The organism is Haemophilus sp. HMSC071C11 (genome assembly GCF_001837655.1).
GTDB lineage: Bacteria > Pseudomonadota > Gammaproteobacteria > Enterobacterales > Pasteurellaceae > Haemophilus > Haemophilus influenzae.
In genome coordinates, this window is sequence record NZ_KV833404.1 from 37,693 (window position 1) to 64,027 (window position 26,335).

At 36.0% G+C, this 26,335-nt stretch carries 27 protein-coding genes and 1 tRNA gene; 6 read left to right on the forward strand and 22 right to left on the reverse strand.

Annotated features, from left to right (window positions below; all coding sequences use genetic code 11):
• The 8 genes from ybeD to HMPREF2644_RS02560 all read right to left on the reverse strand — a co-directional run bounded on the left by ybeD (window position 1) and on the right by HMPREF2644_RS02560 (window position 8,139).
• Window positions 1-279, reverse strand: coding sequence for a DUF493 family protein YbeD (gene ybeD / locus HMPREF2644_RS02525; RefSeq protein ID WP_005649857.1), 279 nt, complete (start codon window positions 277-279; stop codon window positions 1-3).
• A gap of 55 nt (window positions 280-334) precedes the next feature.
• Window positions 335-1,516, reverse strand: coding sequence for a D-alanyl-D-alanine carboxypeptidase family protein (locus HMPREF2644_RS02530; RefSeq protein WP_011271786.1), 1,182 nt, complete (start codon window positions 1,514-1,516; stop codon window positions 335-337).
• Between the two features lie 15 nt (window positions 1,517-1,531).
• On the reverse strand, window positions 1,532-2,395 hold the full coding sequence (locus HMPREF2644_RS02535; protein ID WP_005689889.1) for a septal ring lytic transglycosylase RlpA family protein: 864 nt from the start codon (window positions 2,393-2,395) through the stop codon (window positions 1,532-1,534).
• 52 nt (window positions 2,396-2,447) lie between these two features.
• A complete protein-coding gene (gene rodA, locus HMPREF2644_RS02540) occupies window positions 2,448-3,563 on the reverse strand; it encodes a rod shape-determining protein RodA (protein WP_011271787.1) in 1,116 nt (371 codons plus the stop codon).
• The gene (mrdA, locus tag HMPREF2644_RS02545) at window positions 3,553-5,508 is read right to left on the reverse strand and encodes a penicillin-binding protein 2 (protein ID WP_011271788.1); all 1,956 of its coding nucleotides are present in this window, start codon (window positions 5,506-5,508) and stop codon (window positions 3,553-3,555) included. The genes rodA and mrdA overlap by 11 nt, the downstream gene beginning before the upstream one ends.
• 21 nt (window positions 5,509-5,529) lie before the next feature.
• Window positions 5,530-5,997 (reverse strand): 23S rRNA (pseudouridine(1915)-N(3))-methyltransferase RlmH, encoded by a 468-nt coding sequence (gene rlmH, locus HMPREF2644_RS02550; protein WP_005657809.1) that lies wholly within the window; start codon window positions 5,995-5,997, stop codon window positions 5,530-5,532.
• Between the two features lie 53 nt (window positions 5,998-6,050).
• On the reverse strand, window positions 6,051-6,359 hold the full coding sequence (gene rsfS, locus HMPREF2644_RS02555; RefSeq protein ID WP_005635481.1) for a ribosome silencing factor: 309 nt from the start codon (window positions 6,357-6,359) through the stop codon (window positions 6,051-6,053).
• A 124-nt stretch (window positions 6,360-6,483) separates the two neighbouring features.
• Complete coding sequence (locus HMPREF2644_RS02560) at window positions 6,484-8,139, reverse strand: putative transporter (protein WP_011271789.1); 1,656 nt, start codon at window positions 8,137-8,139, stop codon at window positions 6,484-6,486.
• Between the two features lie 205 nt (window positions 8,140-8,344).
• Between HMPREF2644_RS02560 and HMPREF2644_RS02565 the strand changes: the two genes are divergently transcribed.
• From HMPREF2644_RS02565 to mreD, 4 genes are all read left to right on the forward strand, one after another.
• On the forward strand, window positions 8,345-10,123 hold the full coding sequence (locus HMPREF2644_RS02565; protein ID WP_011271790.1) for an ABC transporter ATP-binding protein/permease: 1,779 nt from the start codon (window positions 8,345-8,347) through the stop codon (window positions 10,121-10,123).
• Window positions 10,124-10,252: 129 nt separating this feature from the next.
• On the forward strand, window positions 10,253-11,308 hold the full coding sequence (locus tag HMPREF2644_RS02570; RefSeq protein ID WP_005657804.1) for a rod shape-determining protein: 1,056 nt from the start codon (window positions 10,253-10,255) through the stop codon (window positions 11,306-11,308).
• Between the two features lie 79 nt (window positions 11,309-11,387).
• Window positions 11,388-12,443, forward strand: a complete 1,056-nt coding sequence (mreC, locus tag HMPREF2644_RS02575) for a rod shape-determining protein MreC (protein WP_005657802.1) — start codon at window positions 11,388-11,390, stop codon at window positions 12,441-12,443.
• Window positions 12,443-12,931, forward strand: coding sequence for a rod shape-determining protein MreD (gene mreD / locus HMPREF2644_RS02580; protein ID WP_005657800.1), 489 nt, complete (start codon window positions 12,443-12,445; stop codon window positions 12,929-12,931). The genes mreC and mreD overlap by 1 nt, the downstream gene beginning before the upstream one ends.
• A 50-nt stretch (window positions 12,932-12,981) precedes the next feature.
• Here mreD and HMPREF2644_RS02585 read toward each other — a convergent pair whose 3' ends face one another.
• Genes HMPREF2644_RS02585 through HMPREF2644_RS02605 form a run of 5 tightly spaced genes read right to left on the reverse strand, consistent with a single transcriptional unit; the run spans window position 12,982 to window position 17,079 of the window.
• Window positions 12,982-13,758 carry a TIGR01619 family protein gene (locus HMPREF2644_RS02585; protein WP_005657798.1) on the reverse strand — a complete coding sequence of 259 codons (777 nt, stop codon included), beginning with the start codon at window positions 13,756-13,758 and terminating at the stop codon, window positions 12,982-12,984.
• 9 nt (window positions 13,759-13,767) lie between these two features.
• Window positions 13,768-14,571, reverse strand: coding sequence for an exodeoxyribonuclease III (gene xthA / locus HMPREF2644_RS02590; protein WP_011271791.1), 804 nt, complete (start codon window positions 14,569-14,571; stop codon window positions 13,768-13,770).
• A gap of 47 nt (window positions 14,572-14,618) precedes the next feature.
• The gene (locus HMPREF2644_RS02595) at window positions 14,619-15,293 is read right to left on the reverse strand and encodes a TIGR01621 family pseudouridine synthase (RefSeq protein ID WP_011271792.1); all 675 of its coding nucleotides are present in this window, start codon (window positions 15,291-15,293) and stop codon (window positions 14,619-14,621) included.
• On the reverse strand, window positions 15,293-16,357 hold the full coding sequence (locus HMPREF2644_RS02600) for a YcjF family protein (protein ID WP_011271793.1): 1,065 nt from the start codon (window positions 16,355-16,357) through the stop codon (window positions 15,293-15,295). Before HMPREF2644_RS02600 ends, HMPREF2644_RS02595 begins: the two co-directional genes overlap by 1 nt.
• Window positions 16,358-16,416: 59 nt before the next feature.
• Complete coding sequence (locus HMPREF2644_RS02605; RefSeq protein ID WP_005649826.1) at window positions 16,417-17,079, reverse strand: Bax inhibitor-1/YccA family membrane protein; 663 nt, start codon at window positions 17,077-17,079, stop codon at window positions 16,417-16,419.
• A gap of 180 nt (window positions 17,080-17,259) precedes the next feature.
• Between HMPREF2644_RS02605 and HMPREF2644_RS02610 the strand changes: the two genes are divergently transcribed.
• Window positions 17,260-17,349: transfer RNA gene (locus tag HMPREF2644_RS02610), tRNA-Ser, on the forward strand.
• A 56-nt stretch (window positions 17,350-17,405) separates the two neighbouring features.
• Here HMPREF2644_RS02610 and HMPREF2644_RS02615 read toward each other — a convergent pair.
• The gene (locus tag HMPREF2644_RS02615; protein ID WP_005687488.1) at window positions 17,406-17,960 is read right to left on the reverse strand and encodes a YtfJ family protein; all 555 of its coding nucleotides are present in this window, start codon (window positions 17,958-17,960) and stop codon (window positions 17,406-17,408) included.
• Window positions 17,961-18,062: 102 nt separating this feature from the next.
• Between HMPREF2644_RS02615 and HMPREF2644_RS02620 the strand changes: the two genes are divergently transcribed.
• Window positions 18,063-18,389 carry a zinc ribbon domain-containing protein YjdM gene (locus HMPREF2644_RS02620; RefSeq protein ID WP_010868923.1) on the forward strand — a complete coding sequence of 109 codons (327 nt, stop codon included), beginning with the start codon at window positions 18,063-18,065 and terminating at the stop codon, window positions 18,387-18,389.
• 52 nt (window positions 18,390-18,441) lie between these two features.
• Here the strand turns inward: HMPREF2644_RS02620 and HMPREF2644_RS02625 are convergent, their stop codons facing one another.
• Genes HMPREF2644_RS02625 through HMPREF2644_RS02660 form a run of 8 tightly spaced genes read right to left on the reverse strand, consistent with a single transcriptional unit; the run spans window position 18,442 to window position 26,181 of the window.
• The gene (locus tag HMPREF2644_RS02625; RefSeq protein ID WP_011271794.1) at window positions 18,442-19,080 is read right to left on the reverse strand and encodes a bifunctional 4-hydroxy-2-oxoglutarate aldolase/2-dehydro-3-deoxy-phosphogluconate aldolase; all 639 of its coding nucleotides are present in this window, start codon (window positions 19,078-19,080) and stop codon (window positions 18,442-18,444) included.
• Between the two features lie 8 nt (window positions 19,081-19,088).
• Window positions 19,089-20,492: a glucuronate isomerase gene (uxaC, locus tag HMPREF2644_RS02630; RefSeq protein ID WP_011271795.1), complete on the reverse strand. Its 1,404-nt coding sequence runs from the start codon at window positions 20,490-20,492 to the stop codon at window positions 19,089-19,091.
• A gap of 9 nt (window positions 20,493-20,501) precedes the next feature.
• Complete coding sequence (locus HMPREF2644_RS02635) at window positions 20,502-21,347, reverse strand: SDR family oxidoreductase (protein WP_038440966.1); 846 nt, start codon at window positions 21,345-21,347, stop codon at window positions 20,502-20,504.
• An 11-nt stretch (window positions 21,348-21,358) separates the two neighbouring features.
• The gene (locus HMPREF2644_RS02640; protein WP_038440964.1) at window positions 21,359-22,303 is read right to left on the reverse strand and encodes a sugar kinase; all 945 of its coding nucleotides are present in this window, start codon (window positions 22,301-22,303) and stop codon (window positions 21,359-21,361) included.
• A 19-nt stretch (window positions 22,304-22,322) separates the two neighbouring features.
• The gene (locus tag HMPREF2644_RS02645; protein WP_005668000.1) at window positions 22,323-23,594 is read right to left on the reverse strand and encodes a TRAP transporter large permease; all 1,272 of its coding nucleotides are present in this window, start codon (window positions 23,592-23,594) and stop codon (window positions 22,323-22,325) included.
• 9 nt (window positions 23,595-23,603) lie between these two features.
• Complete coding sequence (locus HMPREF2644_RS02650) at window positions 23,604-24,101, reverse strand: TRAP transporter small permease (protein ID WP_005693871.1); 498 nt, start codon at window positions 24,099-24,101, stop codon at window positions 23,604-23,606.
• A 38-nt stretch (window positions 24,102-24,139) separates the two neighbouring features.
• Window positions 24,140-25,126 carry a DctP family TRAP transporter solute-binding subunit gene (locus HMPREF2644_RS02655; RefSeq protein WP_005667998.1) on the reverse strand — a complete coding sequence of 329 codons (987 nt, stop codon included), beginning with the start codon at window positions 25,124-25,126 and terminating at the stop codon, window positions 24,140-24,142.
• Window positions 25,127-25,152: 26 nt separating this feature from the next.
• Window positions 25,153-26,181, reverse strand: coding sequence for a zinc-binding dehydrogenase (locus HMPREF2644_RS02660; RefSeq protein ID WP_005667996.1), 1,029 nt, complete (start codon window positions 26,179-26,181; stop codon window positions 25,153-25,155).
• Window positions 26,182-26,335 lie beyond the last annotated feature (154 nt).

Genomic DNA, 26,335 nt, shown 5'->3' on the forward strand with positions numbered 1-26,335 from the left:
CTAAATAACCATTTTCACGCCTTCAACTTTAGCCAGTTCTTTATAGAGTGTTTCTACCTGATCAAAGTTTTCAGCAATAATATCAATTGAAACTGAATTATAAGTGCCTTTACTACTGCGCTTTTCTTTTGGAATATAATCGCCTTTAATATATTTTTGCACCACTTGTATAAGATCTTGTGCTAACCCTTCTCGATTAATTCCCGCAACTTTAAAAGTCATTTTTGCTGGAAATTCCATTAATTCCTTGAGTTTTGCATAATCGTTTTCTATTGTCATTTTCTTTCCTAAAAATAAAATAAATCAAAAAGTGCGGTCAATTTTCAACTTGTTTTTATGAGAATAACCCTTTCACAGTCAATACTAACCAATCCCATAGTTTACCAAAAATACCCGCTTCTCCCACATCATTCATCACTTGTAAATTGGCACTTGCAATATCCTTACCATCCAGTTGATAAACCACTTTACCAATCACTTGACCTTTTGCTAATGGTGCTTGTAAATTTTTATCTGCTAATTCATAACGAGCTTTAACCTCACTTTGTTTACCTTTAGGTATCGTAATAAAGTGATCCATTAAAGCACCAAGTTTTACTGAATTTTTATCGCCATAATAAACCCTTTGTTCTGAAATTTCTTTACCAGCCTCTAAAGTTTTAAATGTTTCGAAATTAGCAAAACCCCATTGTAAAAGTTTCTTACTTTCTACTTCACGACCTTTGTAAGTTGGCACACCCATTACTACAGAAATTAAACGCATATTGTTTGATGTAGTCGCTGAAGCGACTAAGTTATATCCTGCTTGGCTAGTATGCCCTGTCTTCATTCCATCAACATTGATAGTTTTATCCCATAATAGTCCATTACGGTTAGCTTGTTTGATTTTATTAAATGTAAAGTCTTTTTCGGAGTAAATTTTATATTCTTCAGGTAAATCACGAATAATATGCGCACCAATAATTGCCATATCACGCGCGGAAGAATATTGATTTGGATCGTCTAAACCATGGGGCGTGGTGAAATTTGTATTTTTCAAACCAAATTGTTGAACATATTTATTCATTGTTTCTACAAAGTTCGGTACATTGCCAGAAATATGTTCAGCTAATGCAACAGTCGCATCATTACCAGAAACAACAATCACACCTCGATTTAAATCTGCTACAGATACTTGTGTATTTAAATCTAAAAACATTTTTGATGAATCAGGGAAATTACGCCCCCACGCACTTTCACCAATGGTAACCATATCGGTATTATGGATTTTGCCTTGTTTTAATGCGACACCAACTACATAACTTGTCATCATTTTAGTCAGTGATGCTGGATATTGACGTTGATCTGGATTAAGTGCGGTCAAAATTGCACCTGAATTATAATCCATCAATACATACGTTTGAGCCGTAATTTGTGGTGGAGTTACGCCAAACTGCATATCCTCTGCAGATACCGAAAAAGCACTAAGTGCCACAAAACTTGATAAAAATGCGATTTTTGTTGTTCTTTTCAACATAGTGTGTTCCTACAATTAATTTTTATACGTATAAACAATTAATGGCTTATTATTTGCCATTTTTTGTAATTTAGTTCTCACTTGTGCCATTTTTGTTTTGTCATCAAAAGGCCCAATATAAATTTCATATTTATTTCCTGAGCGATTTACTTCAGTCTGAATATTCGCTAACGCAAGCTGCGTAATTAATTTATTTGCTTGGCTATGAGAGGTTAATTCAAGCATTTTCAAACAGTAAAATTCGGTTCCTTTTAGAGCATTTATTGACTTAGATGCGTTATCAAAAAGCGTGTTAGATTTTAATACTAAACGATCGGCAGCTTCCTGAGTTTTTGCTTGTTTAGCCAGTGTTTTTGTGGCTGCACCTGATAAATTCCCATTTTTAGCAACGTGCAACGCCTCAATTCTTACCTGCCCTATGCCGCGGGAAATTAAGCCAATTTCTTTTGCCGCAGCGTGTGAAAGATCAATTAAACGTTTATCACTAAAAGGCCCACGATCATTAATACGTACGATAACTTTACGATTGTTATGTAAATTTGTCACTAAAGCATAAGAATTTATTGGCAATGTTTTATGTGCTGCAGTAAATTGTTTTGAGTTATAAACATCGCCACTTGCTGTTTTTCGCCCATCAAATTTAAGATGATAATAACTTGCTAAACCTTCTTTAATATAAGATTTGGCTTCATTCCCACTTTTAGTGGTATAAGTTTGCCCTTTTACTGAATAAGTCCTTGGTGCAGGCATTTGAGTTGCGATAGAAAGATTATCCCCTCGAATACCATACATTTTTTGCGTATCAGCCTGCGCAGGAAAAGCTACGCTTATCATAAATAGCAAAAGTGCGGTCAAATTTAACCCAGTTTTTAATTTCATAAAATACTAACGCTTTTCATTTATTCTTTCTTTAAGAAAGAAAAAAATGAAATTAGCTCCTTTTCATAAATTGACTTTTATGCGTATGAATAGACATCAGTAAACCAAAACTTGCCATAATCGCAACATAAGAGGTACCACCATAACTAAATAAAGGTAATGGCACACCCACAACAGGCAAAATTCCGCTTACCATTCCAATATTCACAAATACATAAACAAAGAAAATTAATGTTGTTGCACCAGCAAGAATACGCCCAAAAGAAGTTTGAGCATTTACGGCAATCATTAAACCTCGCACAATAATAAACAAGTAAATCGCCATTAAAATCAAAAAACCAATCATTCCGTGCTCTTCACCCATTACCGCAAAAATAAAATCTGTATGAGGTTCGGGCAAAAATTCTAATTGTGATTGAGTCCCCTGCATCCAGCCTTTTCCGCTTAATCCACCAGAACCAATCGCAATCTTTGATTGTAAAATATGATAGCCAGCACCGAGAGGATCTTTTTCTGGGTCCAATAATGTGAGAACGCGAGTGCGTTGATAATCGTGCATTAGATATAACCACATGATCGGAATAAATCCAGCTAAGCCAATCACTGCAGCTAAAATAAGCCACCAGCTCATTCCTGCTAAAAACACGACAAATAAACCTGACGCACTGACCAAAATTGCTGTGCCTAAATCAGGCTGAATCGCCACAAGCAATGTTGGCAGTAGAATCATTGCAATCGCTATAAATGTTTCACTTAATTTAGGTGGAAGCGGACGATTACCTAAATACACCGCCACCATTAATGGCACAGCAAGTTTTACAATTTCAGAGGGTTGAAAACGAATAAATCCCAGATCAAGCCAACGCTGCGCACCTTTACTTGTCGTGCCAATAGCATCTACTAAGATCAACAACACAAAACCAATTAAATAAAGATAAGGTGCGATGCGTTGGTAAAATCTTGGTGGAAATTGAGCCATTAACAACATAACAATAAATCCAAGTAAAACCTGAATAATTCGGTTATTAAACATCATTTCACTGGCACCTGATGCACTATATAACACCAGCATACCATAAGCCGTTATTGCAAGAAGTCCGATAAACAGCCAAAAATCAATATGCAAACGTTGCCAAACACGCAACCAAAAAGGGATTTTATCTTCCATTTATTTGTTCGCTCTCTTGTGACAAATCTTTTTTTTGCTGAATAGGTACATTATATTTTTCAACTTGTGGTAAACGCTGATTTAAATAGTAATCCATCACTTTACGCGCTAACGGTGCGGCATTACTTGAACCACCACCTGCATTTTCTAAAATCACTGTCACAACCAATCTAGGGTTTTCATAAGGCGCATATGCGGTAAACCATGCGTGATCATGCAATTCTTTTTTCAATCCCACCGCATTGTATTTTTCATTTTCTTTTAAACTAAACACTTGAGCAGTACCAGATTTTCCTGCAACACGATAATTGGCATCTGCAAAGGCTTTTCGCCCAGTTCCATTTGCAGCATTAACAACATTGTACATACCGCGTTTCGCTGCCTCCCAAGCCGTCACTTTAGGTGTACTAATATCAGGATAAATTAACGGATCTTCATAAGGCTCTAGAACTGCCCCCTCAATTGCTTTCATCAAATGCGGCGTATTTACTTTGCCATTATTGACCAATATCGTCGTTGCTTTTGCTACTTGTAGTGGTGTTGCCGTCCAATAACCTTGACCAATCCCAACCGAAATCGTATCGCCTTGTACCCAAGGGCGTTTATAGCGTTTTTGTTTCCATTCTCGAGTTGGCATATTGGCAGCCGTTTCTTCTTGAATTTCAATCCCCGTTGGCATACCAAAACCAAAATCCTTCATCCAATTAGAAAGACGATCAATACCCATATTATAAGCCACTTGATAAAAATAAGTATCAGAGGATTCAGTAATCGCTTTATTCAAATCCGTATCTCCGTGGCCTGTTTTTTTCCAATCACGAAAACGTTTTGTGGAGTTAGGTAATACCCAATATCCCGGATCAAAAATCGTTGTGTTTGGTGTAATCACATTTTCAGTTTGTGCGGCTACTGCAATAAAAGGTTTGACTGTTGAAGCGGGCGGATACGCACCTTGTGTCGCACGACTATAAAGCGGACGAGCAGGATCATTTAATAAACGTTTATAATCTTCGGAGGAAATACCATCAACAAATAAATTATTGTCATAACTTGGTGTAGATACCATCGCTAATACACTACTATCTTTCGGATCAAGCACAACTACAGCACCTTTTAGTCCCGATAAAAGTTCAGTAATATAACGCTGTAATGCTAAATCAATAGTTAAATGAATACTTTTTCCCGCCACAGCAGGTCGGCTACGCAAAGTACGGATTACTTTGCCGCGATTATTAATTTCTACTTCTTCAAAACCCGTGGTACCTTGCAGTATATCCTCGTAATAACGTTCAATACCCAATTTTCCAATATCGTTCGTCCCCGCATAATTCGCAAATTTATCCTCTCGTTTCAAACGTTCTACATCTTTATCATTCATTTTACCTACATAGCCCAAAATATGCGCCATTGTTTCGCCATATAAATAATGGCGTTTGAAATAAGGACGTACCTCTAAACTCGGGTATTGGTAGCCATTTACCGCAAAGCGTGAAATTTGTTCTTCTGTTAAATTCGGCTTTAATAAAATCGGTGTATAACGCGTTCCGCGGAGACGTTCTTTTTTAAAATGTTCAATATCGTTATCCGTCAATCCCACAATGTAGCGTAATTCATCTAAAGTGCGGTCTAAATTTTCAGTTTTTTCCGGCACAATGTATAAACCAAAAAAAGTAAGATTTTCGGCTAATAATTTACCGTAACGATCATAGATTAAGCCACGCGTTGGCGGTAAAGGTAATAATTTAATTCGGTTACCATTAGAACGCGTTCGGTAAGTATCGAAATTAACAATCTGTAGCTGATAAATATTGGTGAATAAAACACCTGTTAGTAGCAAAATCCCCAAAAAAGCCACTAACGTTCGGCGTGCAAAAAGGTTACGCTCCGCTTTTTTATCGCGGAACGGCTCATGAGTTGGCGTATTGAAAAATTTTTTTAAATTCATCTGGCTAAAAATAAGGATGTATTATTCTCGATGATAAGGATGATTAGTAGTGAGCGACCACGCGCGATACAAACTTTCAGCCACTACAACACGAACAAGTGGGTGAGGTAATGTCAATGGCGAAAGCGACCAACTTTGCTCTGCAGCGGCTTTACATTCTGGCGAAAGCCCCTCAGGCCCACCAATCAACAAACAAACATCGCAACCATCATTTTTCCACGCTTCTAATTGCTCGGCTAGCTGCGGTGTCGTCCAAGGTTTACCAGGAATATCTAACGTCACAACTTTGCCTTTTCCACAGGCAGCTAACATCGCCTTACCTTCTTGCTCTAAAATGCGTTTAATATCAGCATTTTTTCCACGCTTACCTGCTGGGATTTCAATCAGTTCAAAAGGCATATCTTTTGGGAAACGGCGTTGATATTCCTCAAAACCCGTTGTAACCCAAGAAGGCATTTTTGTTCCAACAGCAATTAACGTGATTTTCACAAGTCATCCTTATCTAAAAAGTGCGGTTATTTTTCACCGCACTTTACTAATATTTACGCCCAAAGTTTCTCTAATTGATACATTTCACGGGCGTCACGTTGCATGATATGTACGATAGCTTGACCAAGATCCACTACAATCCAATCTGCAGTATTTTTACCCTCTTCACCAAAAGTTTCAAAACCTGCTTTTTTACATTCTGTAATTAAATTATCTGCCATTGCAGAAACTTGGCGGCTCGATGTACCCGTGCAAATAATCATATTATCCGTAATCGATGATTTTCCACGTACATCAAAATGTACAATATCTGTTCCCTTTAACCCATCTAAGGTTTCCATCAAAAATTCAACTAACGCCATTTTGTTCTCACTTAGCAATAAAAGTGCGGAATTCTATCATTGAATACCCTCTTGCGCAAAATCCACGCAAAAAATAAGCGCGAAATTAACCGCGCTTTTTATGTCTAAATTGAAATTATTTTTACTATGCTGCCCATAATAACACTGCCAATAACTGTGGCGACATTATTCGCAAGAACATCACTAACGGATACACAGTGGCATAAGAAAGTGCTGCAGCACCGTTATCTTCTTTAATTTCATTAGCAAATGCTAAAGCGGGAGGATCCGTCATTGAACCTGCAAGTAAACCACAGATTGTAAGGTAATTCAGTTTGCCATATAGACGAGCCAAAATACCGGTAATCATTAATGGAATAAAGGTGATAAAAATACCGTATCCCATCCATTCAAGTCCCGAACCATTCACTAAAGTATCAAAGAAACTTCCGCCTGATTTTAAACCGACCACAGCCAAGAAAAGAACAATCCCAATTTCGCGTAACGCCAAGTTAGCACTAGGCGGCATAAACCAGTAAAGTTTACCAATCGTGCCAATTCTCGCTAAGATTAACGCAACCACCAATGGCCCGCCAGCAAGCCCTAATTTTAACGCAACAGGGAAACCTGGAATATAGAATGGAATCGAACCAACGAGTACTCCTAAACCAATGCCGATAAACACAGGTAACATTTGCACTTGAAGCAATTTTTGTTGTGCATTACCAATGACTGAAATAGCCTGATTTAGTACATCACTGCGTCCGACCATATGTAGCACATCGCCAAATTGCAGTGTGGTATTTCCCGTTGGAACTAACTCAATCCCTGCACGATTTAAACGTGAAATCACAACCCCATATTTTTGATGAATGCCTAAGGCACGGATCTTTTTGCCTAATACTTTTTCATTCGTTACCACCACACGCTCAGAACGAATTTCGCCACTATAGGCAACAGTTGGTGCATCAACTTCGTATCCGATAATTAAACGCATTTTGGCAAGCGAATTATCATCGCCCACTAATTGCAAAATATCGTTGATACGAATTTCAGTACTTGCCTTTGGAACAATTTCCATATCATCGCGTTTTAAACGTGAACATACGACTTCTTCATCACTAAATCCAGGAATTTGAATTAACGTCAGACCATCTAAATTTTGGTTCGTCACTTTTAAAGAAATATTATGTAAACTTTCTTTATCTTGACTGCTCTCCGCATTAAAACGTGCCGCTTCATCGTCCACTTTGACTTTAAAAAATAAGCGGATTAACCACATTGCAAGCAAAATACCGCAAATCCCGAATGGATAAGCCATTGCATAAGACACCCCCATAGTCACAGTGGTTTGAGGCACCCCTAATTCTGCTAAAATTTGCTGCCCTGCCCCCAACGCTGGCGTATTAGTAACAGCACCAGAATAAATACCTAAGGCAATATCCAGTGGAACATCCGCAATTTTATGTACAAGAACCACGGCAATTGACCCCAGCACAATAATCAAAATGGCAAAGGCATTTAGCTTTAAACCAGATTTTCGTAAAGAAGAAAAAAAGCCCGGCCCCACCTGAATACCAATAGTATAAACAAATAAAATTAAACCAAATTCTTGCACAAAATGCAGCGTATGCGCATCCAGTTTCAAGCCATATTGATTAGTGAAATGGGCAACAATAATGCCGCCAAACAGCACGCCACCAATGCCAAGCCCAACCCCGCGGATCTTCCAATGCCCGATCCATAAGCCGATTACGGCGACGAGGGCAAGAAGGCTAATCGTGATCGCAATATCACTCATATTGACCCCTTAAAAATGAAATTTAACTCCTTTGGATTATATCCAAGTTACTTTTTGAAAACCTTAACCAAACTCAAAAAATGATACGTTCGTCACATTTTTTCTTGCGAAATTGAGCATAGACTCTACAATACCGAAAATTTTTGACCCTTTTACAAAAAGTGCGGTTATTTTTCACCGCACTTTTATCTCGGATGGAATATTTATGGATTACAGCCAAGAAGCCATTACTTCTCTTATTTGGATTTTACAAACGCTAGCCATCACCTCAGTCGTCTTTAGTTTTGGCATTTTTCTTTTGGTGCGTTTTACTCAATGGGGAAGACAATTTTGGATGTTTGCAGGTGGTTATCTTTCGCCTAAACGTAGCATTAAACCTATCTTATTCTTTCTACTTATTGTTGCAATGACGCTACTTAGCGTACGTATCAGCCTTGTACATTCTGAGTGGTACAAAAATATGTACACATCATTGCAAGAATTTAATGAACATGTATTTTGGCAACAAATGGGCTTGTTCTGTGTCATTGCCGCAAGTTCTGTTTCAGCAGCATTAGTAAGCTATTATTTAGAGCAACGTTTCGTCATCAACTGGATTGAATGGCTTAACGAACAGCTTGTTGATAAATGGATGGCACATCGTGCCTATTACAAAACACAATATTTATCAGAAAATCTTGATAACCCCGATCAACGTATTCAACAAGATGTGCAATCTTATGTAAAAACCACGCTTTCTTTAAGCACTGGTGTCATTGATGCGGTAACCTCTATGATCTCTTATACGATTTTATTATGGGGATTAGCAGGTCCAATGATGGTACTTGGCGTGGAAATTCCGCATATGATGGTATTTTTAGTGTTTGGTTATGTCATCTTCACAACCCTCATCGCATTTTGGCTCGGTCGTCCATTAATATCCTTGAATTTTATTAATGAACTCCTAAACGCAAACTATCGTTATTCTTTAATTCGAATAAAAGAATATGCCGAAAGCATTGCTTTTTATGCGGGCGAAAAAGTCGAAAAAAATCAGCTTTATCAGCAGTTCAATGCCGTCATTCATAATATGTGGATTATTGTATTTAGAACACTAAAATTTTCAGGATTTAACTTAGTCGTAAGCCAAATTTCCGTGGTTTTTCCATTGTTAATTCAAGTTGGACGTTACTTTGAAAAACAAATAAAACTTGGCGATCTAATGCAAACCTTACAAGTATTTGGTCAGTTACACGCAAATCTTTCCTTCTTCCGCAATACTTATGATAATTTTGCAAGCTATAAAGCAACGCTAGATCGTTTAACTGGGTTCTGTTATGCCATTGAAAAAGCAAATAATAAATCACAAACACAGATCCACAATCATCCAACAGATGTGATTTTCAAAAATTTAAGTATTCAAAATCCATTAGGTCATACACTAATTAAACATCTAAACATTACCTTACCGCAAGGAACAAGTTTGCTTATTCAAGGAAAATCTGGAGCAGGAAAAACCACGCTTTTACGCACCATTGCGGGGCTTTGGAGCTATGCCGAGGGGGAAATAAATTGCCCTACGCACAATCAGCTTTTCTTGTCACAAAAGCCGTATGTGCCACAAGGAAATTTAATGTCAGCATTAGCTTATCCAAATAACGCTGACAATATTTCACATACACAAGCTGTAGAAATATTAAATAAAGTACAATTAGGACATTTGGCTGAACAATTAGAAAAAGAACAAGACTGGACGCGTATTCTTTCTCTTGGCGAACAACAGCGTTTGGCGTTTGCACGATTAATTCTACACAAACCAGCGGTGGCATTTTTAGATGAAGCCACAGCTAGTATGGATGAAGGTTTAGAATTTTCGATGTATCAATTGTTACAACAAGAACTACCACAAACGACAATCATCAGTGTGGGACACCGTTCAACCCTTAAAACCTTACATCAACAACAGTTAATTCTGCAAGACAAAGGGCAATGGCAAGTGCTATAAAAAACGCTAAAAAACACTGTAATCGCAACGCTTTTTTTGATACATTTAGTGCAATTTTTTGTATGTTTGACAAAGTCATTTTCTATTTTTTGTCAAACAAAACTAACTTTCATTTTAAACGGTATAATTATGTTATTTAAAAAAATTCGTGGGTTGTTTTCAAACGATCTTTCTATTGATTTAGGCACAGCTAATACTTTAATTTATGTCAAAAGACAAGGTATTGTACTTGATGAACCCTCTGTTGTTGCGATTCGTCAAGATCGCGTAGGCACATTAAAAAGCATTGCAGCTGTGGGTAAAGAAGCTAAATTAATGTTAGGTCGTACTCCCAAAAGTATTGTAGCAATTCGTCCGATGAAAGATGGCGTTATTGCAGACTTTTTTGTGACAGAAAAAATGTTGCAATACTTTATCAAACAAGTTCATAGCGGTAATTTTATGCGTCCAAGCCCGCGTGTATTAGTATGTGTGCCAGCTGGTGCAACACAAGTAGAACGCCGCGCAATTAAAGAATCAGCAATCGGTGCTGGTGCGCGTGAAGTATATTTAATTGAAGAACCAATGGCAGCTGCAATTGGGGCTAAATTACCCGTTTCTACTGCAGTTGGTTCTATGGTAATTGATATCGGTGGTGGTACGACAGAAGTGGCTGTAATTTCCTTAAATGGTATCGTATATTCTTCTTCCGTGCGTATCGGTGGTGACCGTTTCGACGAGGCGATTATTTCTTATGTTCGCCGCACTTTTGGCTCGGTTATCGGAGAACCTACCGCCGAACGCATCAAACAAGAAATTGGTTCTGCTTATATTCAAGAAGGTGACGAAATTAAAGAAATGGAAGTACACGGACATAATTTAGCCGAAGGTGCGCCACGTTCATTTACTTTAACATCACGTGATGTCCTAGAAGCCATTCAACAACCATTAAACGGTATTGTAGCAGCGGTTCGAACCGCACTTGAAGAATGCCAACCAGAACACGCAGCAGACATTTTCGAACGTGGTATGGTATTAACTGGTGGCGGTGCTTTATTACGTAATATTGATATTTTACTTTCTAAAGAATCTGGTGTCCCTGTTATCATCGCAGAAGATCCATTAACCTGTGTTGCTCGTGGTGGTGGCGAAGCATTAGAAATGATCGATATGCACGGCGGCGATATTTTTAGTGATGAAATTTAATTAGAATATGAACAAAAAGTGCGGTTAAAAATAACCGCACTTTTCCTTTCATTTTTTTCATTCAACAAGAGAAAGTTTAATGAAACCCATTTTCGGCAAAGCCCCTCCCCTAGGTATTCGTCTGCTTATCGCTATCTTTGCATCTATTGCCTTAATTTTAGCTGATGGACGTAATAGCTCAATAACGAAAGCACGTAGTGCAATGGAAACAGCAATAGGCGGTTTATATTATCTTGCAAATAGCCCTAGAAGCATCTTAGATGGCATTTCAGAAAATCTTGTTGATACCAATAAATTACAAATTGAAAACAAAGTACTACGCCAACAGCTTTTGGAAAAAAATGCAGATTTACTTTTACTTGATCAACTCAAAGTTGAAAATCAGCGATTACGTCTTTTATTAAATTCTCCGTTAAGAACCGATGAATACAAAAAAATTGCCGAAGTTCTTACTGCAGAAACAGATATTTATCGCCAACAAATTGTTATTAATCAAGGCAAAAAAGACGGTGCTTATGTAGGTCAGCCTGTCATTGATGAAAAAGGCGTCATTGGACAAATTATTTCCGTGGGCGAAAATACTAGCCGAGTACTGCTACTCACAGACGTAACACACTCAATTCCAGTGCAAGTTCTACGCAATGATGTTCGTGTTATTGCGAGTGGGACTGGGCATACCGATGAACTAAGCCTCGATAACGTGCCTCGTTCCGTTGATATAGAAAAAGGCGATCTTCTCGTAACCTCTGGGCTTGGTGGACGTTTTCTTGAAGGCTATCCCGTAGCTGTTGTACAAAGCGTTTCGCGTGATAGCTCTAATTACTTTGCAATAGTTAAAGCTAAACCTTTAGCTTTATTAGAACGTTTACGTTATGTACTTTTACTTTGGCCAAGTAACCTAGATATATCAAAAGTAAAATCAATGTCGCCAGAAGAAGTTCGCAATCTGGTACAAAAACGTTTAGAAAGCCAAGCTAATGAAGCAAATTATAGAGTGAAAAAAACACCCTTAACAGAAAAAGACTTTCTAGAAAATGAAGAAAAAACCATTATTGAACCAGATATTCCAACAGATTTTCTTCAAAATGAAGAAGATCTTCCCATAGAACAGCAAGAAGAAAGGATAGAAGACTAATGCAAACACGATTTATTTTACAATGGTTCACTATTTTAAGCTTCTTTGTTATTGCCTTTGTATTAGAACTTGCACCTTGGCCAGTTGGTTTCCAAATGCTAAAGCCTGCGTGGCTTGTACTTGTATTACTTTATTGGGTATTAGCTATTCCCAATAAAGTAAGTATAGGCTGGTCATTTTTACTCGGATTAACTTGGGATTTAATATTAGGCTCTACATTAGGCGTTCACGCTCTCGTACTTTCTACGAGCATGTACATCATTGCCAAAAACTATTTAATTCTGCGAAATTTATCACTTTGGTTCCAAAGTTTATTGGTTGTACTTTTCGTCTTCATTATAAGATTACTTATTTTCTTAGTTGAATTTTCACTCCATACTGCCTTTTTTCATTGGCAAGCCATCTTAGGCGCATTCGCTTCTGGTTTACTATGGCCGTGGGTATTTTTATTAATGCGCAAAATACGCAGAAAAGTTAAATTACATTAAAAAAGAGAGATAACTCTCTCTTTTTTATGATTTATGAATGTTTCAAACACCTAATTCAATGGCTTATTGCTATCCAGTAAAGAATCACATTCCCAACCGATATACTCTCCCGAAAATTGTTCAGCCAATTTTTCAAAACGTTCTACTTGTTCAAAAATTTCGCTATTTTCTAATGAAATTTCTTGCTCTAATTTTACCAAGAAATAAGGTTCGTCATCTTCATTAAACTGAATCGCTTGTGCAGAATATTGTAATGTCGTGAAAGAATAATCCCCTAAACTAAGCTCATCCATAAAAGGGAACATTTTCTGCTCTTCATCAAAATGAAAACTATGCTCTACTAAATAGGTATCACTTAAATTACGACCTTTACTTTTTAATAAATCAAGCAATTCTTCCGTTGCATTTAACTTAATCTCCAATGGAGAAGCGAGCAAAAAGTCAAAATAAGTATCCCAAATTAAATCCTTTTGCACATTAATATCTTTAACAAAATCAATTTGCTGTAAAGTTTCTACAATAAGATTTTCGTGCTTACAATAAAAATGTATTTTTATTTGAGAATTACAAATAAAATGCCCCGCAAAAAATACATTTGGAAGTGCGGTTAGTTGTGTCAAAATTTTAAATACACGGTTAATTAACTTATCGTATTCAACTTCTGAGGGTAAACCCGTTTCATCATCAGCCTGATAATCAATAGTAAACTGCACTATTTTATCGAGACCTTTACCGTGATATTTTTCAACATCTTCAATATTTGCGGTAAACACGGCAGGCATACCATTCACAGTAGAACGATAATTCTGCCAATTTGCCATATCCATTTCGCTTTCCTATTTAAATTCAGCCCAAATCGGTGCGTGATCAGACGGTTTTTCCATTGCTCGAATATCTAATGCAATGCCCACATCGACACATCGTTCAGCTAATTTTTGGCTTATCAAAATATGATCAATTCGTAAACCTCGATTATCATCAAAACCTTTAGAACGGTAATCAAACCACGAGAATTTATCATTTGCTGTTGGGTTCAGCTTACGAAAACTATCTTCTAATCCATAATCATACAAACGTTGATACCACGCTCTTTCTTCAGGTAAGAAAGAACATTTACCTGTGCGTAACCAACGTTTACGATTTTCATCTCCGATACCAATATCTAAATCACTTGGGCTAATATTCATATCGCCCATAATTAAAATCGGATTAGATCTGTCGTGTTCTTTTTCTAAATACTGTTGAAGATCTGCATAAAATTTCTCTTTAGCTGGAAATTTAGTCTCGTGCGCACGGCTTTCCCCCTGTGGGAAATAGCCATTAATGACGGTCAATAAACCAAATTCAGTTTCCAGATCAGCCATAATAATGCGTTTTTGTGCATCTTCATTGTCAGTTGGAAAACCACGACGAATCACTTTAGGTTCTTGTTTAGTCAATAATGCTACTCCATAATGACCTTTCTGACCATGATGAAATACGTGATAACCTAAGTTTTCTGTAATTTCATAGGGAAAAGCCTCGTCAGCAACTTTAATTTCCTGTAAGCCAATCACATCTGGCTGATATTTTTCAATAATGGCTTCAAGTTGATGTGGGCGAGCACGTAACCCATTTATATTGAAAGAAATAAATTTCATTTTTGTTCCTATTAAAGAGTGAAATTGGCTTTATTATACAGAGATTTCTATTTTGATAAAAACGGCTTTGTCAGATAAACCTGAATTTGCTCAAATACTGTAGGCTTAATCCAAAATTGACCTTGAGAAGGTAAACAAGTGACCGAAATAAAATCATTTAGATAATCAAATTCCAATTGAGTAGCGTGCAAATAAGTGCGGTCAATTTTTTCTGTGTTTTTACCATAAAGCCCATCGCCTAAAATCGGGCTACCTAAACTTTTCATCGCAACACGTAATTGATGCGTTTTCCCCGTTTGTGGTTTTAAAATAAATAAACGTAAATTAGGTTCACAGCTTACACTTGCAAAACGTGTAATTGCTGGATTTTCTTTGGTTTGACAAAGTTTCCATGCACCCTCTCGGGATTTCTTCATATCCCCGATAATCAAACCTTGTTTCTTTTTAGGCTTTTGGTTACTTAATGCCAGATACGTTTTATGTATTTTATGTTCAGAAAAAAGTCGTGAAAATTCAGCCGCACTTTCAGCATTTAACGCCAGAATTAACAAACCTGAAGTTACTTTATCTAAGCGATGAACCAACCATACTTTAGGCACATTCAGTTGTTTTGCAACAAGTTCTGTTAAGCCTTGCTCTTCTTGATCTTTATGAACGCTAATACCCTCAGACTTGTTGATAATAATAAAATCGCTATGTTGATAAACAACCTCGATTTCCATCAGATTTGCTCCTTTTTGTAAATTTTATTTTTACCGAGAACAATATCTTTTACCGAACTAAGTAATTCCTGTTGAATATGTGAGAGTTTTGGTTTTTCGTTTAATTGAAATGCTAACGGACGACAAAGTTCCATTGCTTTCACGCCTAATCTAGCAGTGAGTAATCCCACACCAATTCCTTGAGCGATACGTGTAGATAATTTTGCTGTCACATCTTGAGAAAGCCAATCCATTCCAATATCTTGTGCCACTTCGGTTGCTCCAGCAAAAGCGATATTGACCAATACCATTCTTAACAATCTAATACGTGAAAAATACCCTAATTCAATCCCATAAATTTCAGCAATCTTATTCATTAATCGAAGATTGCGCCACGCGATAAAAAACATATCCACTACAGCAAGTGGACTAATCGCGACAATCACAGCTGATTCAGCTGCCATTTTACTAATCAATTTTTTAGCTTGTGCATCAAAAGAAGACAAAACATGACGACTGAATAAATGAGCAATTTCTTGCGCCGAATAAGCTTCATTTAATTGGTGTTGCCATTGAATTACCGCTGGAGAATCATTTTCCAAACCTAAAGATTCTGCAATATCTAAGCAAAGAATTTTACTTTTTTCTGCGTTATGAACGGAAAAAACATCGCCATTTTTTACCGCACTTTCTAACCAAATCTGCTGACTTTGTTGTTGCCATTGCTCACGTTTTTTTAAACGAACTAAACGTCGCCACTCGCCAATAATCTCTTTAATCCCCAATAAAATGATAATCAAACTGACTAAAGCAAAAGCAAGATAAATCCATTGATGTTGTTGATAGCTATCCCAAATCCACTGCATGGATTGTGCAACCGTCGCCAAGCCAAATAAAAGTGCGGTAAATTTTAATAAAGTTTTTCTAAAACTGGATTTTGGTTTCAATGCTTGTTCAAGTTGAGCATCAAGTAACTCTCCATCCAACGCTTCATCTAGCTTTGCTTCCATATTATGGAATTCTTGCTTGGGCTGATAGTGTTCTTCCTCTACATTAACTGAATGTTCAAAAATTTGTTTTTCCATTGCCTATTCCAAAAAATAACCCCACTAAATAGTGGGGTCATAAAGTCAAAATTCAATCATTATTCATCACTTGAAAAGATAGAAAGTAATCTTAATAAACTCAAGAATAAATTGTAGATTGAAACATAGATGTTCACGGTTGCGCGAATGTAATTTGTTTCTCCACCGTGAATAATATTACTGGTTTCATACAAAATGGTCATTGTTGAGAACACTACAAATAATGCACTAATTGCGACCGATAACGCAGGAATTTGGAAGAAGAAACTCGCCACCATACCAAGCAATAACACAATAAATAATGCGAACATTGCGCTTGATAAAAATGACATATCTTTTTTCGTAGTCAATACATAAGCGGAACACGCAAAAAATACGATAGCAGTTCCTGCGAATGCAAGCATAATCAAATCTTCCATTCCACGTGCCACATACATATTTAAAATTGGCCCGATGGTGTATCCCATAAATCCAGTGAAAGCAAAGGCCGCCAAAATACCAGCAGGGCGATCAGCTAATTTATTGGTTAAGAAAAGTAAGCCATAAAAACCCACTAGTAACACAATAATATTTGGATAAGGCAAGTTTAAGCTCATTGAAATAAACGCAACAACCGCTGAAAAAGCCATTGTTAATCCCAGTAAAAAATACGTGTTACGCAACACTTTATGTGTGCTGAGTAACGATTCTTTTTGAGCATCCACAATAAGACGTGATTGCATAAAAGCTCCTTGTAAAATAAATAAAAAGTCTTCTGTAAAGTAAGGGCTAGGGATAAAAAAGTCAATGGTATTAATGGAATTAATTTCATCAAAATGAATAAATTATCATCATCTAAAGTTAAATCATCAAATTTCTATTTACATCAATAAAATATTCATTATACTACGCCCATCAATCACGGAGGAATGGTCGAGTGGTTGAAGGCACCGGTCTTGAAAACCGGCGAGGGTTTACGCCCTCCTAGGGTTCGAATCCCTATTCCTCCGCCATCAGAATTAAGAAATCCCTAAGTCACACGGCTTAGGGATTTTTACTTTGTATTACGTTATTTGGTCAATCCATTCACTAGTGAAATAACAGTCTGAATATCGCTATCAAACAATTTTCCTTCTTTCACAAATTTTACTTTTCCCGTTTTGTCTAACACGATAATTGCACTATCTTTAGAATTTAATCCCCAAGCATTTTTTACCGCACTTTTATCATCTAACACAACTTGACTATGTGGATTTTCCTGTTTGCCTTTTTGTGCACTATTTTTTACAAACATACCTGTACCAACAATCGCATCATCCGCATTAATAATAGTGGTTGTTTGGTATTTTACAGGATTAAAATGGGATGCTTTTATCGCATCAATCATCGACTGATTTTTCTCTTTTGCAGCCGTTCTACCCGCTAAATGATGAACAACACGCACTTTACCCGCTAATTCCGCAGAACCCCAAGGTTGAAACGCAGTATCTTTTCCTGAAAGCACAATTTCACCGTACTCCGTTACTTGCACTGCTGGTAAAGATTGCTCTAATTGCAAATTGTGTGCCCAAGTTGAACTACTAAACATTACGCCACAAACTAAGGCAAGAATTTGTTTTTTCATACATTTTCCTCAAAAATTTATCAAAAACTTTCACGCTTTGGCGAAAGACATCTTTTTGCTATACTCGTGCGCCTATTATATGTAATCAAGAAGGAAAACCCAATGGATCAAATGCCTAATTGCCCAAAATGTCAAAGTGAATACGTTTACCACGATTCAATTAATTTTGTTTGCCCTGATTGCGGTAATGAATGGGATAATAATGAAATTCAAGAATCAGATGACGATCAACTAATCGTAAAAGACAGCAATGGGAATTTGCTTGCAGAAGGCGACAATGTACTTTTGATTAAAGATTTAAAATTAAAAGGTTCATCAGAAGTATTGAAAAAAGGTACAAAATTCAAAAACATCCGCTTAGTAAATGGCGATCATAATGTCGATTGCGGCAAAATCATGTTGAAATCTGAGTTTTTGAAAAAGGCTTAATCGAAAAAACGCGGTCTAAATAGACCGCACTTTGCACTTTAAAGAAATAAATTTATTTAATAATCTCAATCACTTCTCTGACTAATCGTCCAATTTCATCCCAATTTTTGGATTGAATCAATTTTTTCTCCACAAACCAAGAGCCTCCACAAGCAACAATATTAGGAATAGCAAGATAATCCCTTATGTTATGAAGCCCTATACCACCAGTCGGCATTATCTGTAATTGAGCATAAGGACCGAGCAATGCTTTAATCATTTTCACTCCGCCTGAAGCCTCTGCAGGGAAAAATTTTACCGCCGAAATTCCCATTTCTAATGCAATTTCAATTGCCATAGGATTATTCACCCCTGGTGTTATTGGAAAATTTAAATCTTGACATAATTTCACAATTTTTGGATTAAATCCTGGTGTTACCACAAAATCCGCCCCACTACTTTTAGCTAAAACTACTTGTTCCGCAGTTAAAACTGTACCGGCAGCAATTAAAAAGTCAGGTCTATTTGCACGCAACAAACGGATCGCATCTGCCGCTGCTTCAGAGCGAAAAGTAATCTCTGCCACAGGTAAACCATTTTTAGCCAACGTATCTGCTAGCGGCAAAATATCGTCTGCATTATCCAACGCAATTACAGGCACAATTTTGAGTTCACGAAGTTTTTCAATAATTTGTTGAGTTGTGTATGACATAATTTTCCCTATTTAAAATAATTTTTTGCATTGTTGAAACAAATATCTTCAATCATTTTACCCAGTAATGAAATGTCATTTGGAGCTTCACCTTTTTCAACCCATCCACCAATCATTTCACACAAAATACGGCGGAAATACTCATGGCGAGTGTAAGATAAAAAACTACGTGAATCAGTTAGCATTCCAACAAATTGACTGAGTAACCCTAATTGAGAAAGCTGTTGTAACTGACGTTCCATTCCGTCTTTTTGATCGTTAAACCACCATCCAGAACCAAACTGTATTTTCCCTGCAATACCATCGCCTTGAAAGTTTCCGATCATACTAGCGATCATTTCATTATCTCGAGGATTTAAGCAATATAAAATAGTTTTAGGCAGTTGATTTTCCTTATCCATTGCATCTAACAAACGAGAGAGGGGATATGCATAAGTTCGATCACCAATGGAATCAAAGCCACTATCTGCACCGAGTAAAGCAAACATTCGACTATTATTGTTACGTATTGCACCAATATGCATTTGCATTACCCAGTGACGTTTACAATATTCCGAAGCCAACCAGACTAAAATTGCAGTACTAAATTGAGCAACTTCTTCTTCCAAGAGCGGTTGATTTTGCAAACGTTTTTGTAAAATACTATTCAATACTGATTCATCTGGAATAGCTGAAAAACGGACAATTTCCATACCATGATCAGCAGATTTACAACCTTGAGCATCAAAATATTCGAGACGTTTTAACAACGCTTTTTTTAAATCTGCAAACGTATAAATATCTACATCTGCAATTTCACTTAACTGTACAAGGTAGTCATTAAATTGTGGCAACTCAATTTTGAATACTTTATCAGGTCGCCAACTTGGTACAACATCAATATCAAAACTTTCATCATTCTTGATTGCTTGATGATATTGCAAAGAATCAATGGGATCATCTGTTGTCCCCACTAATTTCACGTTCATTTTCTGCATAATGCCTCGCGCAGAAAATTCAGGTTGTTGCAACATTTCATTACATTGATGCCAAATTTTTTCCGCATTTTGCGGATTAAATAACATATTGGTTATACCAAAAGGACGGCGTAATTCTAAATGTGTCCAGTGATAAATTGGATTACCAATACAAAGGGGGACTGTTTTCGCCCAAGCCAAATATTTTTGATAGTTAGTAGCCTTCCCTGTAATCAATTCTTCTGGTACTCCAGCTGTACGCAAAGCTCGCCATTTGTAGTGATCACCCTCTAGCCAAATTTCAGCTAAATCATTAAATTGACGATTTTCCGCCACTTCTCTTGGATTTAAATGACAGTGATAATCAAAAATAGGTTTATTTTTGGCATAATCATGATAGAGAATTTTTGCTGTATCCGTTGAAAGAAGGAAATTTTCATCCATAAATTGCTTCATTTTGCCCTCCTATACTCCACTATACGCAGAAAAACCGCCATCAACAGGTAAAACTACGCCATTGACAAAAGCAGAATAATTTTCATCTATTAAGAAAAGTAATGCACCGAGCAATTCTTCTGACTCACCAAAACGTCCCATTGGTGTGTTAGTGAGGATTTTATTTGCTCTATCTGTTGGTTTTCCTTCAGTATCAAATAATAAAGTGCGGTTTTGATTACTAACTAAAAATCCTGGTGCGATAGCATTACAACGAATACCAACTTTTGAGAAATATACAGCAAGCCATTGAGTAAAATTACTGATTGCAGCTTTTGCACCAGAGTAAGCAGGTATCTTTGTAAGTGGTGTAAAGGCATTCATACTGGAAATATTAATAATATTTGCCCCTTGTTTACCAAGCATATCTTTTGAAAAAACTTGGGTTGGTAATAATGAACCTAAGTAATTGAGATTAAATACAAATTCTATACCAGATTTATCTAAATCAAAGAATGTTCTTGTCGTTTCATTTAAATCAAATTGATGGAACTCATTATCTGTTGTCGCTTTTGGATTATTCCCACCAGCACCATTAATTAAAATATCACAAGTGCCAAAATCAATAGCTATTTGATCACGCACTTCTTTAATATTTTCAAGTTCTAACACATTAGTTTTATAAGCTTTTGCTTTTCCACCTGATTGGTTAATTTCTTTTGCTGCTTTGTCTGCTGCCTCGAAATTCAAATCTAACAAGGCAATATTAGCTTTAGTATACGCTAACTGCTTAGCTAGAAATGAACATAGCACTCCGCCAGCCCCCGTGATTATAATTAGTTTATTTTCTAAGTTATGGTTTGCTGCAATATTCATAGTAAACTCCATTAATTAAATTCAGATTGAAGATGAGACGTTGCGACTTTATCTATAATCGCACCTTTATATTGAATGATGATGCCAGCAATACGATTGCCTTGCTGACAACAAGTTTCGAGAGGTTTATTTCGTAAATAACCGTTCAGAAATCCAGCATTAAAAGAATCACCAGCAGAGGTTGTATCTACCACATTTAAAATAGGTTCAGTCATCACTTGCCCATATTGAGATAAATACCTATCTGAAAAAATAGCACCATTCTTACCGCACTTCACAATCACTTTTGGTATACCAATTTTATGTAATCGTTCTAAAGTATCCCTAGATGTTTTATCTTTCCATAATGCTTGTTCATCATCAAAAGTCACCAAAGCTATATTAACACTAGGTAAAAGCTGCAAATAACAATCTTGGGCTTCTTCTAATGAATCCCAAAGTGCAGGGCGATAATTACTATCAAAAACAATTTCTGCGCCTTTTTTAGCTAAAGAAGATAATTGCTCAATTAAAAAAGTGCGGTCATTTTTCGGTAAGATTGCTAATGAAATACCACTTAAATAAATCACATCAACTTGCTGAAGTTCTGCAATAACCTTAGCAAAATCCGGATGTTGAACCATATAATGTGCTGCAGATTGATTACGCCAATAAAGGAACGTGCGTTCGCCTTGAGCATCTAATTGGATTAGATAAAGACCTGGTTGATGCTGTTCATCCTGTAAAACCCAATTTGTTTGGATGCCATCAGCTTGCCAATATTTAAGCATTTGTTTACTTAAATTATCAGTTCCTAATGCAGAGACATAATGAACTTGAATCTCTTTTGATGAACTTACTCGACTAAGATAAGTTGCAGAATTTAAGGTATCACCACCATAACTTTGCCACATTTCCGCAAAGGGTTTCCCATTGAGTTCAATCATACACTCGCCGATAAATGCTATTTTTTTCATGATGCAACTTCCTAATAAATCAAGATAACCAATTCATTGGAACAATTACAATTTCAGGAAAAAATACGATCAACATCATAATAATTGCGTACACAAATAAGAATGGAGCAATTCCTTTGGATAATGCTCCTATCCCTAATTTTGATATCCCTGAGCCTACATACAAAACTGTTCCCACAGGCGGTGTTATTAATCCTATAGATAAATTAATCACCATCATGATTCCAAAATACGCAATATCAATATTATATGCTCTTAACACTGGTAATAAGACTGGAACAAAAATTAATACCGCAGGAATTAAATCCATTACACATCCAACAAGTAATAAAAATAGCATTATAATAAACATTAAAATTGTCGGACTATCAGTTAATCCTTTAATCGTTTGGACTAATTCTGTTGGAATTTGAGCAACTGTAATCGCAAAAGCAGATATCATTGCTGATGCAGCAACAAACATTACCATTGATGTTGTTTTGATGGTGCCAATGAAGACGTCTTTTAATTTAGAAAATGTTAAGCCTTTATAAGCAATACTTACTATGCCAGCATAAATTGCAGCAACAACTCCCGCTTCTGTTGGAGTAAAAATCCCTCCTCTTAATCCCACAATAATAATGATAGGTAATAATAAAGGCCAAAATGCTTTTTTAAAAGCAACCCATCTTTCTTTGCCAGTTTGTTTTCTTTCTAGACTTGTATCATTATTTCTATACAAAATTTTCCAAGTAACCCATAATCCAACGACCATTAATAAGCCTGGTACAGTTCCCCCCATAAATAATTTAGTGATGGATGCTCCAGCAGTAATACCGTAAATGATCATAGGAATGCTTGGAGGAATAACAACTGAAATAATACCTGCAGCACAAATTAATCCTGTGGAACGAGCACCATCATATTTTTTAGAAATCATCATAGGAATTAGTATTGCACCTAACGCGGCCGTATCCGCTACCGCAGAACCAGATAACCCTGCAAATATCAACCCAGAAATGATCGCAACATAACCTAAACCACCTTTAATATGACCAACCATACTTGTTGCAAAATTAATGATTCGCTCAGAAATTCCACCATGCTTCATTATTTCTCCAGTAAGCATAAAGAAAGGAATAGCCATCAAAGGAAAATTATTCGTTCCCATCACAAAGTTTTCTGTAATTAATTGCGTATCAAACATATCAAGATGATATAGCATAATACTCGCACTCAACAGCATTGATAGTGCTACAGGTACACCAAGAAATAACAATAAGAATAAACTACACAAAAATAATAGTAACATTATAAGCTCCTATTTATCAGAGGATTCTTTATAATCTTTAATCATGCTAAACATGACAATAAAAAAGTAAGATACGGCAGATATAACAGCAGCTAAATATAAAAAAGATGAAGATATACCTGTAGCTGGCATTTGTTGAGTATAGGTCAAAGACATCAGTTGTAATGCACCATAAGCTATAAAAATCATTGCAATCAGAACGCATATATTTGCAACTATTAAGACTATTTTTCTATACTGCTCAGGTAACGCAGAAATAATAATATCAACAGTAAGATGAGCTTTATCCTTGGCAACAAGGATAATCCCAAAGAAAATCATATATACAAAACAAATCCTAGAAAACTCTTCAGAAAATGCAATTCCAGAATCAAAGAAGTACCTCAAGACAGAATTAAAAAACACGAGAGAAATCATAATAACTAATGCTAAGATAGAAAGATATTCTAATGCTTTGTCTAAATACTTTGCTATTTTCATAAAACAAGCTCCTTCTTTATCCCCCATGAGCAATTTATAAAATTGAACATAGGGGATCTTATTAATTATTTAGCTTCGTTAATTTTTTGGACTACATCCTTAGCCCAATCATATTTTTTATAAAAACTATCATAAAGCACCTTAGATGCATTCACCATGTCATTTTTAAATGCTTCACTTGGTACGATAATTTCATTTCCATGTTTAGCTAGATAATCTTTAACTTCTAATTCTGTTTTAATTGCTAATTCCCACTCTTTCTCTTGATACAATTTAGCTGCTTTTTCAAAAATAATTTGATCTTCTTTTGGAATTTTATTCCAAGTTTTTAAGCTAATTTGTAATAATCCTGGAGAGAAAATATGGTTACTTTGGATAATATATTTTTGTACTTCATATAACCCAGAGTCTTTAATTAACATATACGGATTTTCTTGACCATCAATTACCTTTTGTTCTAATGCAGTAAAAACTTCACTGAGCGGCATGCTTTGTGGATTTATATTCATTGCTTTAGCCCAATCAACAAAAAGTGAATTCAGCGGAACTCTTAAACGTAAACCTTTAAAATCGTCAAATTTCTCTAATTTTTTATTAGATGAAATAACACGAAATCCATTCATACCATAGGCAAGTAATTTAATTCCATACTTCTCCATTTTTTGACCAATTTTATTTGCGATTGGAGATTCCAATACTTTTTTAGCCTCTTGATTATCCTTAAATAAATAAGGCCATTCCCAAACTCCAAAAATAGGATCTACATTTTGCAATAATAAACCTGTAATACCTGCTTCTATAGTGCCATTACGTAATCCATTTACAATTTGATCTTCACCGCCAAGTTGATTATTAGGATAAAGTCTAATCTCATATCTATGATTTGTTTCATTTTCAATTGTTTTCTTAAAATATTCCTGTAATGCAATATGTGATGGATGTATATCAGAATTATAATGTCCTAACTTAATAATTGTTTTTCCAAATGCACTGCTACTAAACAATATACTTGAAGCAAGTAATAATTTACCTAAGCTTTTAATTGACTTCATAACTTTCTCCTTATTGATTATGTTTTTTAGAAAACTGCATTAATTTTTAAATAATTTTCTGGATGATCAGATAAATCAGAAATAAAACTAGGAATTTCTTCAAATTTGATACACTTAGTAATGATATGAGATGCATTAATTTTATTAGTAGCAAGCATATCCAATGCCTCCTCAAATTCCCCCTTGCTTGTTCTAGAACCATAAATATTCAATTCTTTAAAGGTAATTAAATTTGTTGGTAATGGAGTTTCTGTTTTTGGCCATCCTGTTAAAGCAATTCTTCCTGCAAAGGAGGTATAATGCAGAGTATTTTTGATAGAAATATTAGCACCAGATGCCTCCATAACAACTTCTGCCATACGACCACTTGTAATTTCCTTAATTCTTTTAATGTCATCCTCCTTATGCGGATTTACAATATGTTCAATTCCCAAGGATTTTGCATACTCAAGACGTTGTTCTAATATATCAACTAAAATTGGGATTGCTCCATATTGAACCGCTGCTAATGCTGCCATTAATCCAATTGCACCAGCTCCAATAATTACTATGTGTTCCCCTGATTTTAAAGTTGTTCTATGTAAAGCATGTAAAGCTATTGTTAAAGGTTCAGCTAAAGGTAATTGATGAATCGGTAGGTTATCTGGGACTTTAGTTAAAAGATGAGCGGGATGTCTAATTACCTCTTGCATACCTCCATCAATATGAACACCAATTACCTTTAATGATTCACAACAATTGGTTCTACCAATTGAACAAGGATAGCATTGACCACAAAAAACATAAGGATCAACAATTACTCGGTCTCCAACCCTCACCCTATCCGGCATACCAATTCCACTTTCAATTACTCTCCCTACAATTTCATGCCCAAGTATTCTTGGATAAGTTACTAATGGATTAGTTCCTCTATATGCACCAATATCAGAACCACAAATCCCCATTGATTCTACCTGAATAAGTACATCATTATCACTTTTCTCGGGATAAGGCACTTCTTTAACAACTACATTGTTTGGTTTTTCTAAGCATATTGCTTTGATTCGCTCCTTCATTTTTAGACTCCTTATATGCCATTGACAGAATAAAATTACTTGTTATGTTTAACTATGATATGATTATGAAACATAAAAACTCTTTTTGGAATACCAAATATCTATTTTTGTGAGCCGTATCACAAAAATAAAAAATTGGAATACCAATTTAAGG

Coding starts and splice junctions, on each gene's coding strand:
- ybeD (WP_005649857.1), bottom strand. CDS start 279: ATGACAATAGAAAACGATTATGCAAAACTCAAGGAATTAATGGAATTT.
- HMPREF2644_RS02530 (WP_011271786.1), bottom strand. CDS start 1,516: ATGTTGAAAAGAACAACAAAAATCGCATTTTTATCAAGTTTTGTGGCA.
- HMPREF2644_RS02535 (WP_005689889.1), bottom strand. CDS start 2,395: ATGAAATTAAAAACTGGGTTAAATTTGACCGCACTTTTGCTATTTATG.
- rodA (WP_011271787.1), bottom strand. CDS start 3,563: ATGGAAGATAAAATCCCTTTTTGGTTGCGTGTTTGGCAACGTTTGCAT.
- mrdA (WP_011271788.1), bottom strand. CDS start 5,508: ATGAATTTAAAAAAATTTTTCAATACGCCAACTCATGAGCCGTTCCGC.
- rsfS (WP_005635481.1), bottom strand. CDS start 6,359: ATGGCGTTAGTTGAATTTTTGATGGAAACCTTAGATGGGTTAAAGGGA.
- HMPREF2644_RS02560 (WP_011271789.1), bottom strand. CDS start 8,139: ATGAGTGATATTGCGATCACGATTAGCCTTCTTGCCCTCGTCGCCGTA.
- HMPREF2644_RS02565 (WP_011271790.1), top strand. CDS start 8,345: ATGGATTACAGCCAAGAAGCCATTACTTCTCTTATTTGGATTTTACAA.
- HMPREF2644_RS02570 (WP_005657804.1), top strand. CDS start 10,253: ATGTTATTTAAAAAAATTCGTGGGTTGTTTTCAAACGATCTTTCTATT.
- mreC (WP_005657802.1), top strand. CDS start 11,388: ATGAAACCCATTTTCGGCAAAGCCCCTCCCCTAGGTATTCGTCTGCTT.
- mreD (WP_005657800.1), top strand. CDS start 12,443: ATGCAAACACGATTTATTTTACAATGGTTCACTATTTTAAGCTTCTTT.
- HMPREF2644_RS02585 (WP_005657798.1), bottom strand. CDS start 13,758: ATGGATATGGCAAATTGGCAGAATTATCGTTCTACTGTGAATGGTATG.
- xthA (WP_011271791.1), bottom strand. CDS start 14,571: ATGAAATTTATTTCTTTCAATATAAATGGGTTACGTGCTCGCCCACAT.
- HMPREF2644_RS02595 (WP_011271792.1), bottom strand. CDS start 15,293: ATGGAAATCGAGGTTGTTTATCAACATAGCGATTTTATTATTATCAAC.
- HMPREF2644_RS02600 (WP_011271793.1), bottom strand. CDS start 16,357: ATGGAAAAACAAATTTTTGAACATTCAGTTAATGTAGAGGAAGAACAC.
- HMPREF2644_RS02605 (WP_005649826.1), bottom strand. CDS start 17,079: ATGCAATCACGTCTTATTGTGGATGCTCAAAAAGAATCGTTACTCAGC.
- HMPREF2644_RS02615 (WP_005687488.1), bottom strand. CDS start 17,960: ATGAAAAAACAAATTCTTGCCTTAGTTTGTGGCGTAATGTTTAGTAGT.
- HMPREF2644_RS02620 (WP_010868923.1), top strand. CDS start 18,063: ATGGATCAAATGCCTAATTGCCCAAAATGTCAAAGTGAATACGTTTAC.
- HMPREF2644_RS02625 (WP_011271794.1), bottom strand. CDS start 19,080: ATGTCATACACAACTCAACAAATTATTGAAAAACTTCGTGAACTCAAA.
- uxaC (WP_011271795.1), bottom strand. CDS start 20,492: ATGAAGCAATTTATGGATGAAAATTTCCTTCTTTCAACGGATACAGCA.
- HMPREF2644_RS02635 (WP_038440966.1), bottom strand. CDS start 21,347: ATGAATATTGCAGCAAACCATAACTTAGAAAATAAACTAATTATAATC.
- HMPREF2644_RS02640 (WP_038440964.1), bottom strand. CDS start 22,303: ATGAAAAAAATAGCATTTATCGGCGAGTGTATGATTGAACTCAATGGG.
- HMPREF2644_RS02645 (WP_005668000.1), bottom strand. CDS start 23,594: ATGTTACTATTATTTTTGTGTAGTTTATTCTTATTGTTATTTCTTGGT.
- HMPREF2644_RS02650 (WP_005693871.1), bottom strand. CDS start 24,101: ATGGGGGATAAAGAAGGAGCTTGTTTTATGAAAATAGCAAAGTATTTA.
- HMPREF2644_RS02655 (WP_005667998.1), bottom strand. CDS start 25,126: ATGAAGTCAATTAAAAGCTTAGGTAAATTATTACTTGCTTCAAGTATA.
- HMPREF2644_RS02660 (WP_005667996.1), bottom strand. CDS start 26,181: ATGAAGGAGCGAATCAAAGCAATATGCTTAGAAAAACCAAACAATGTA.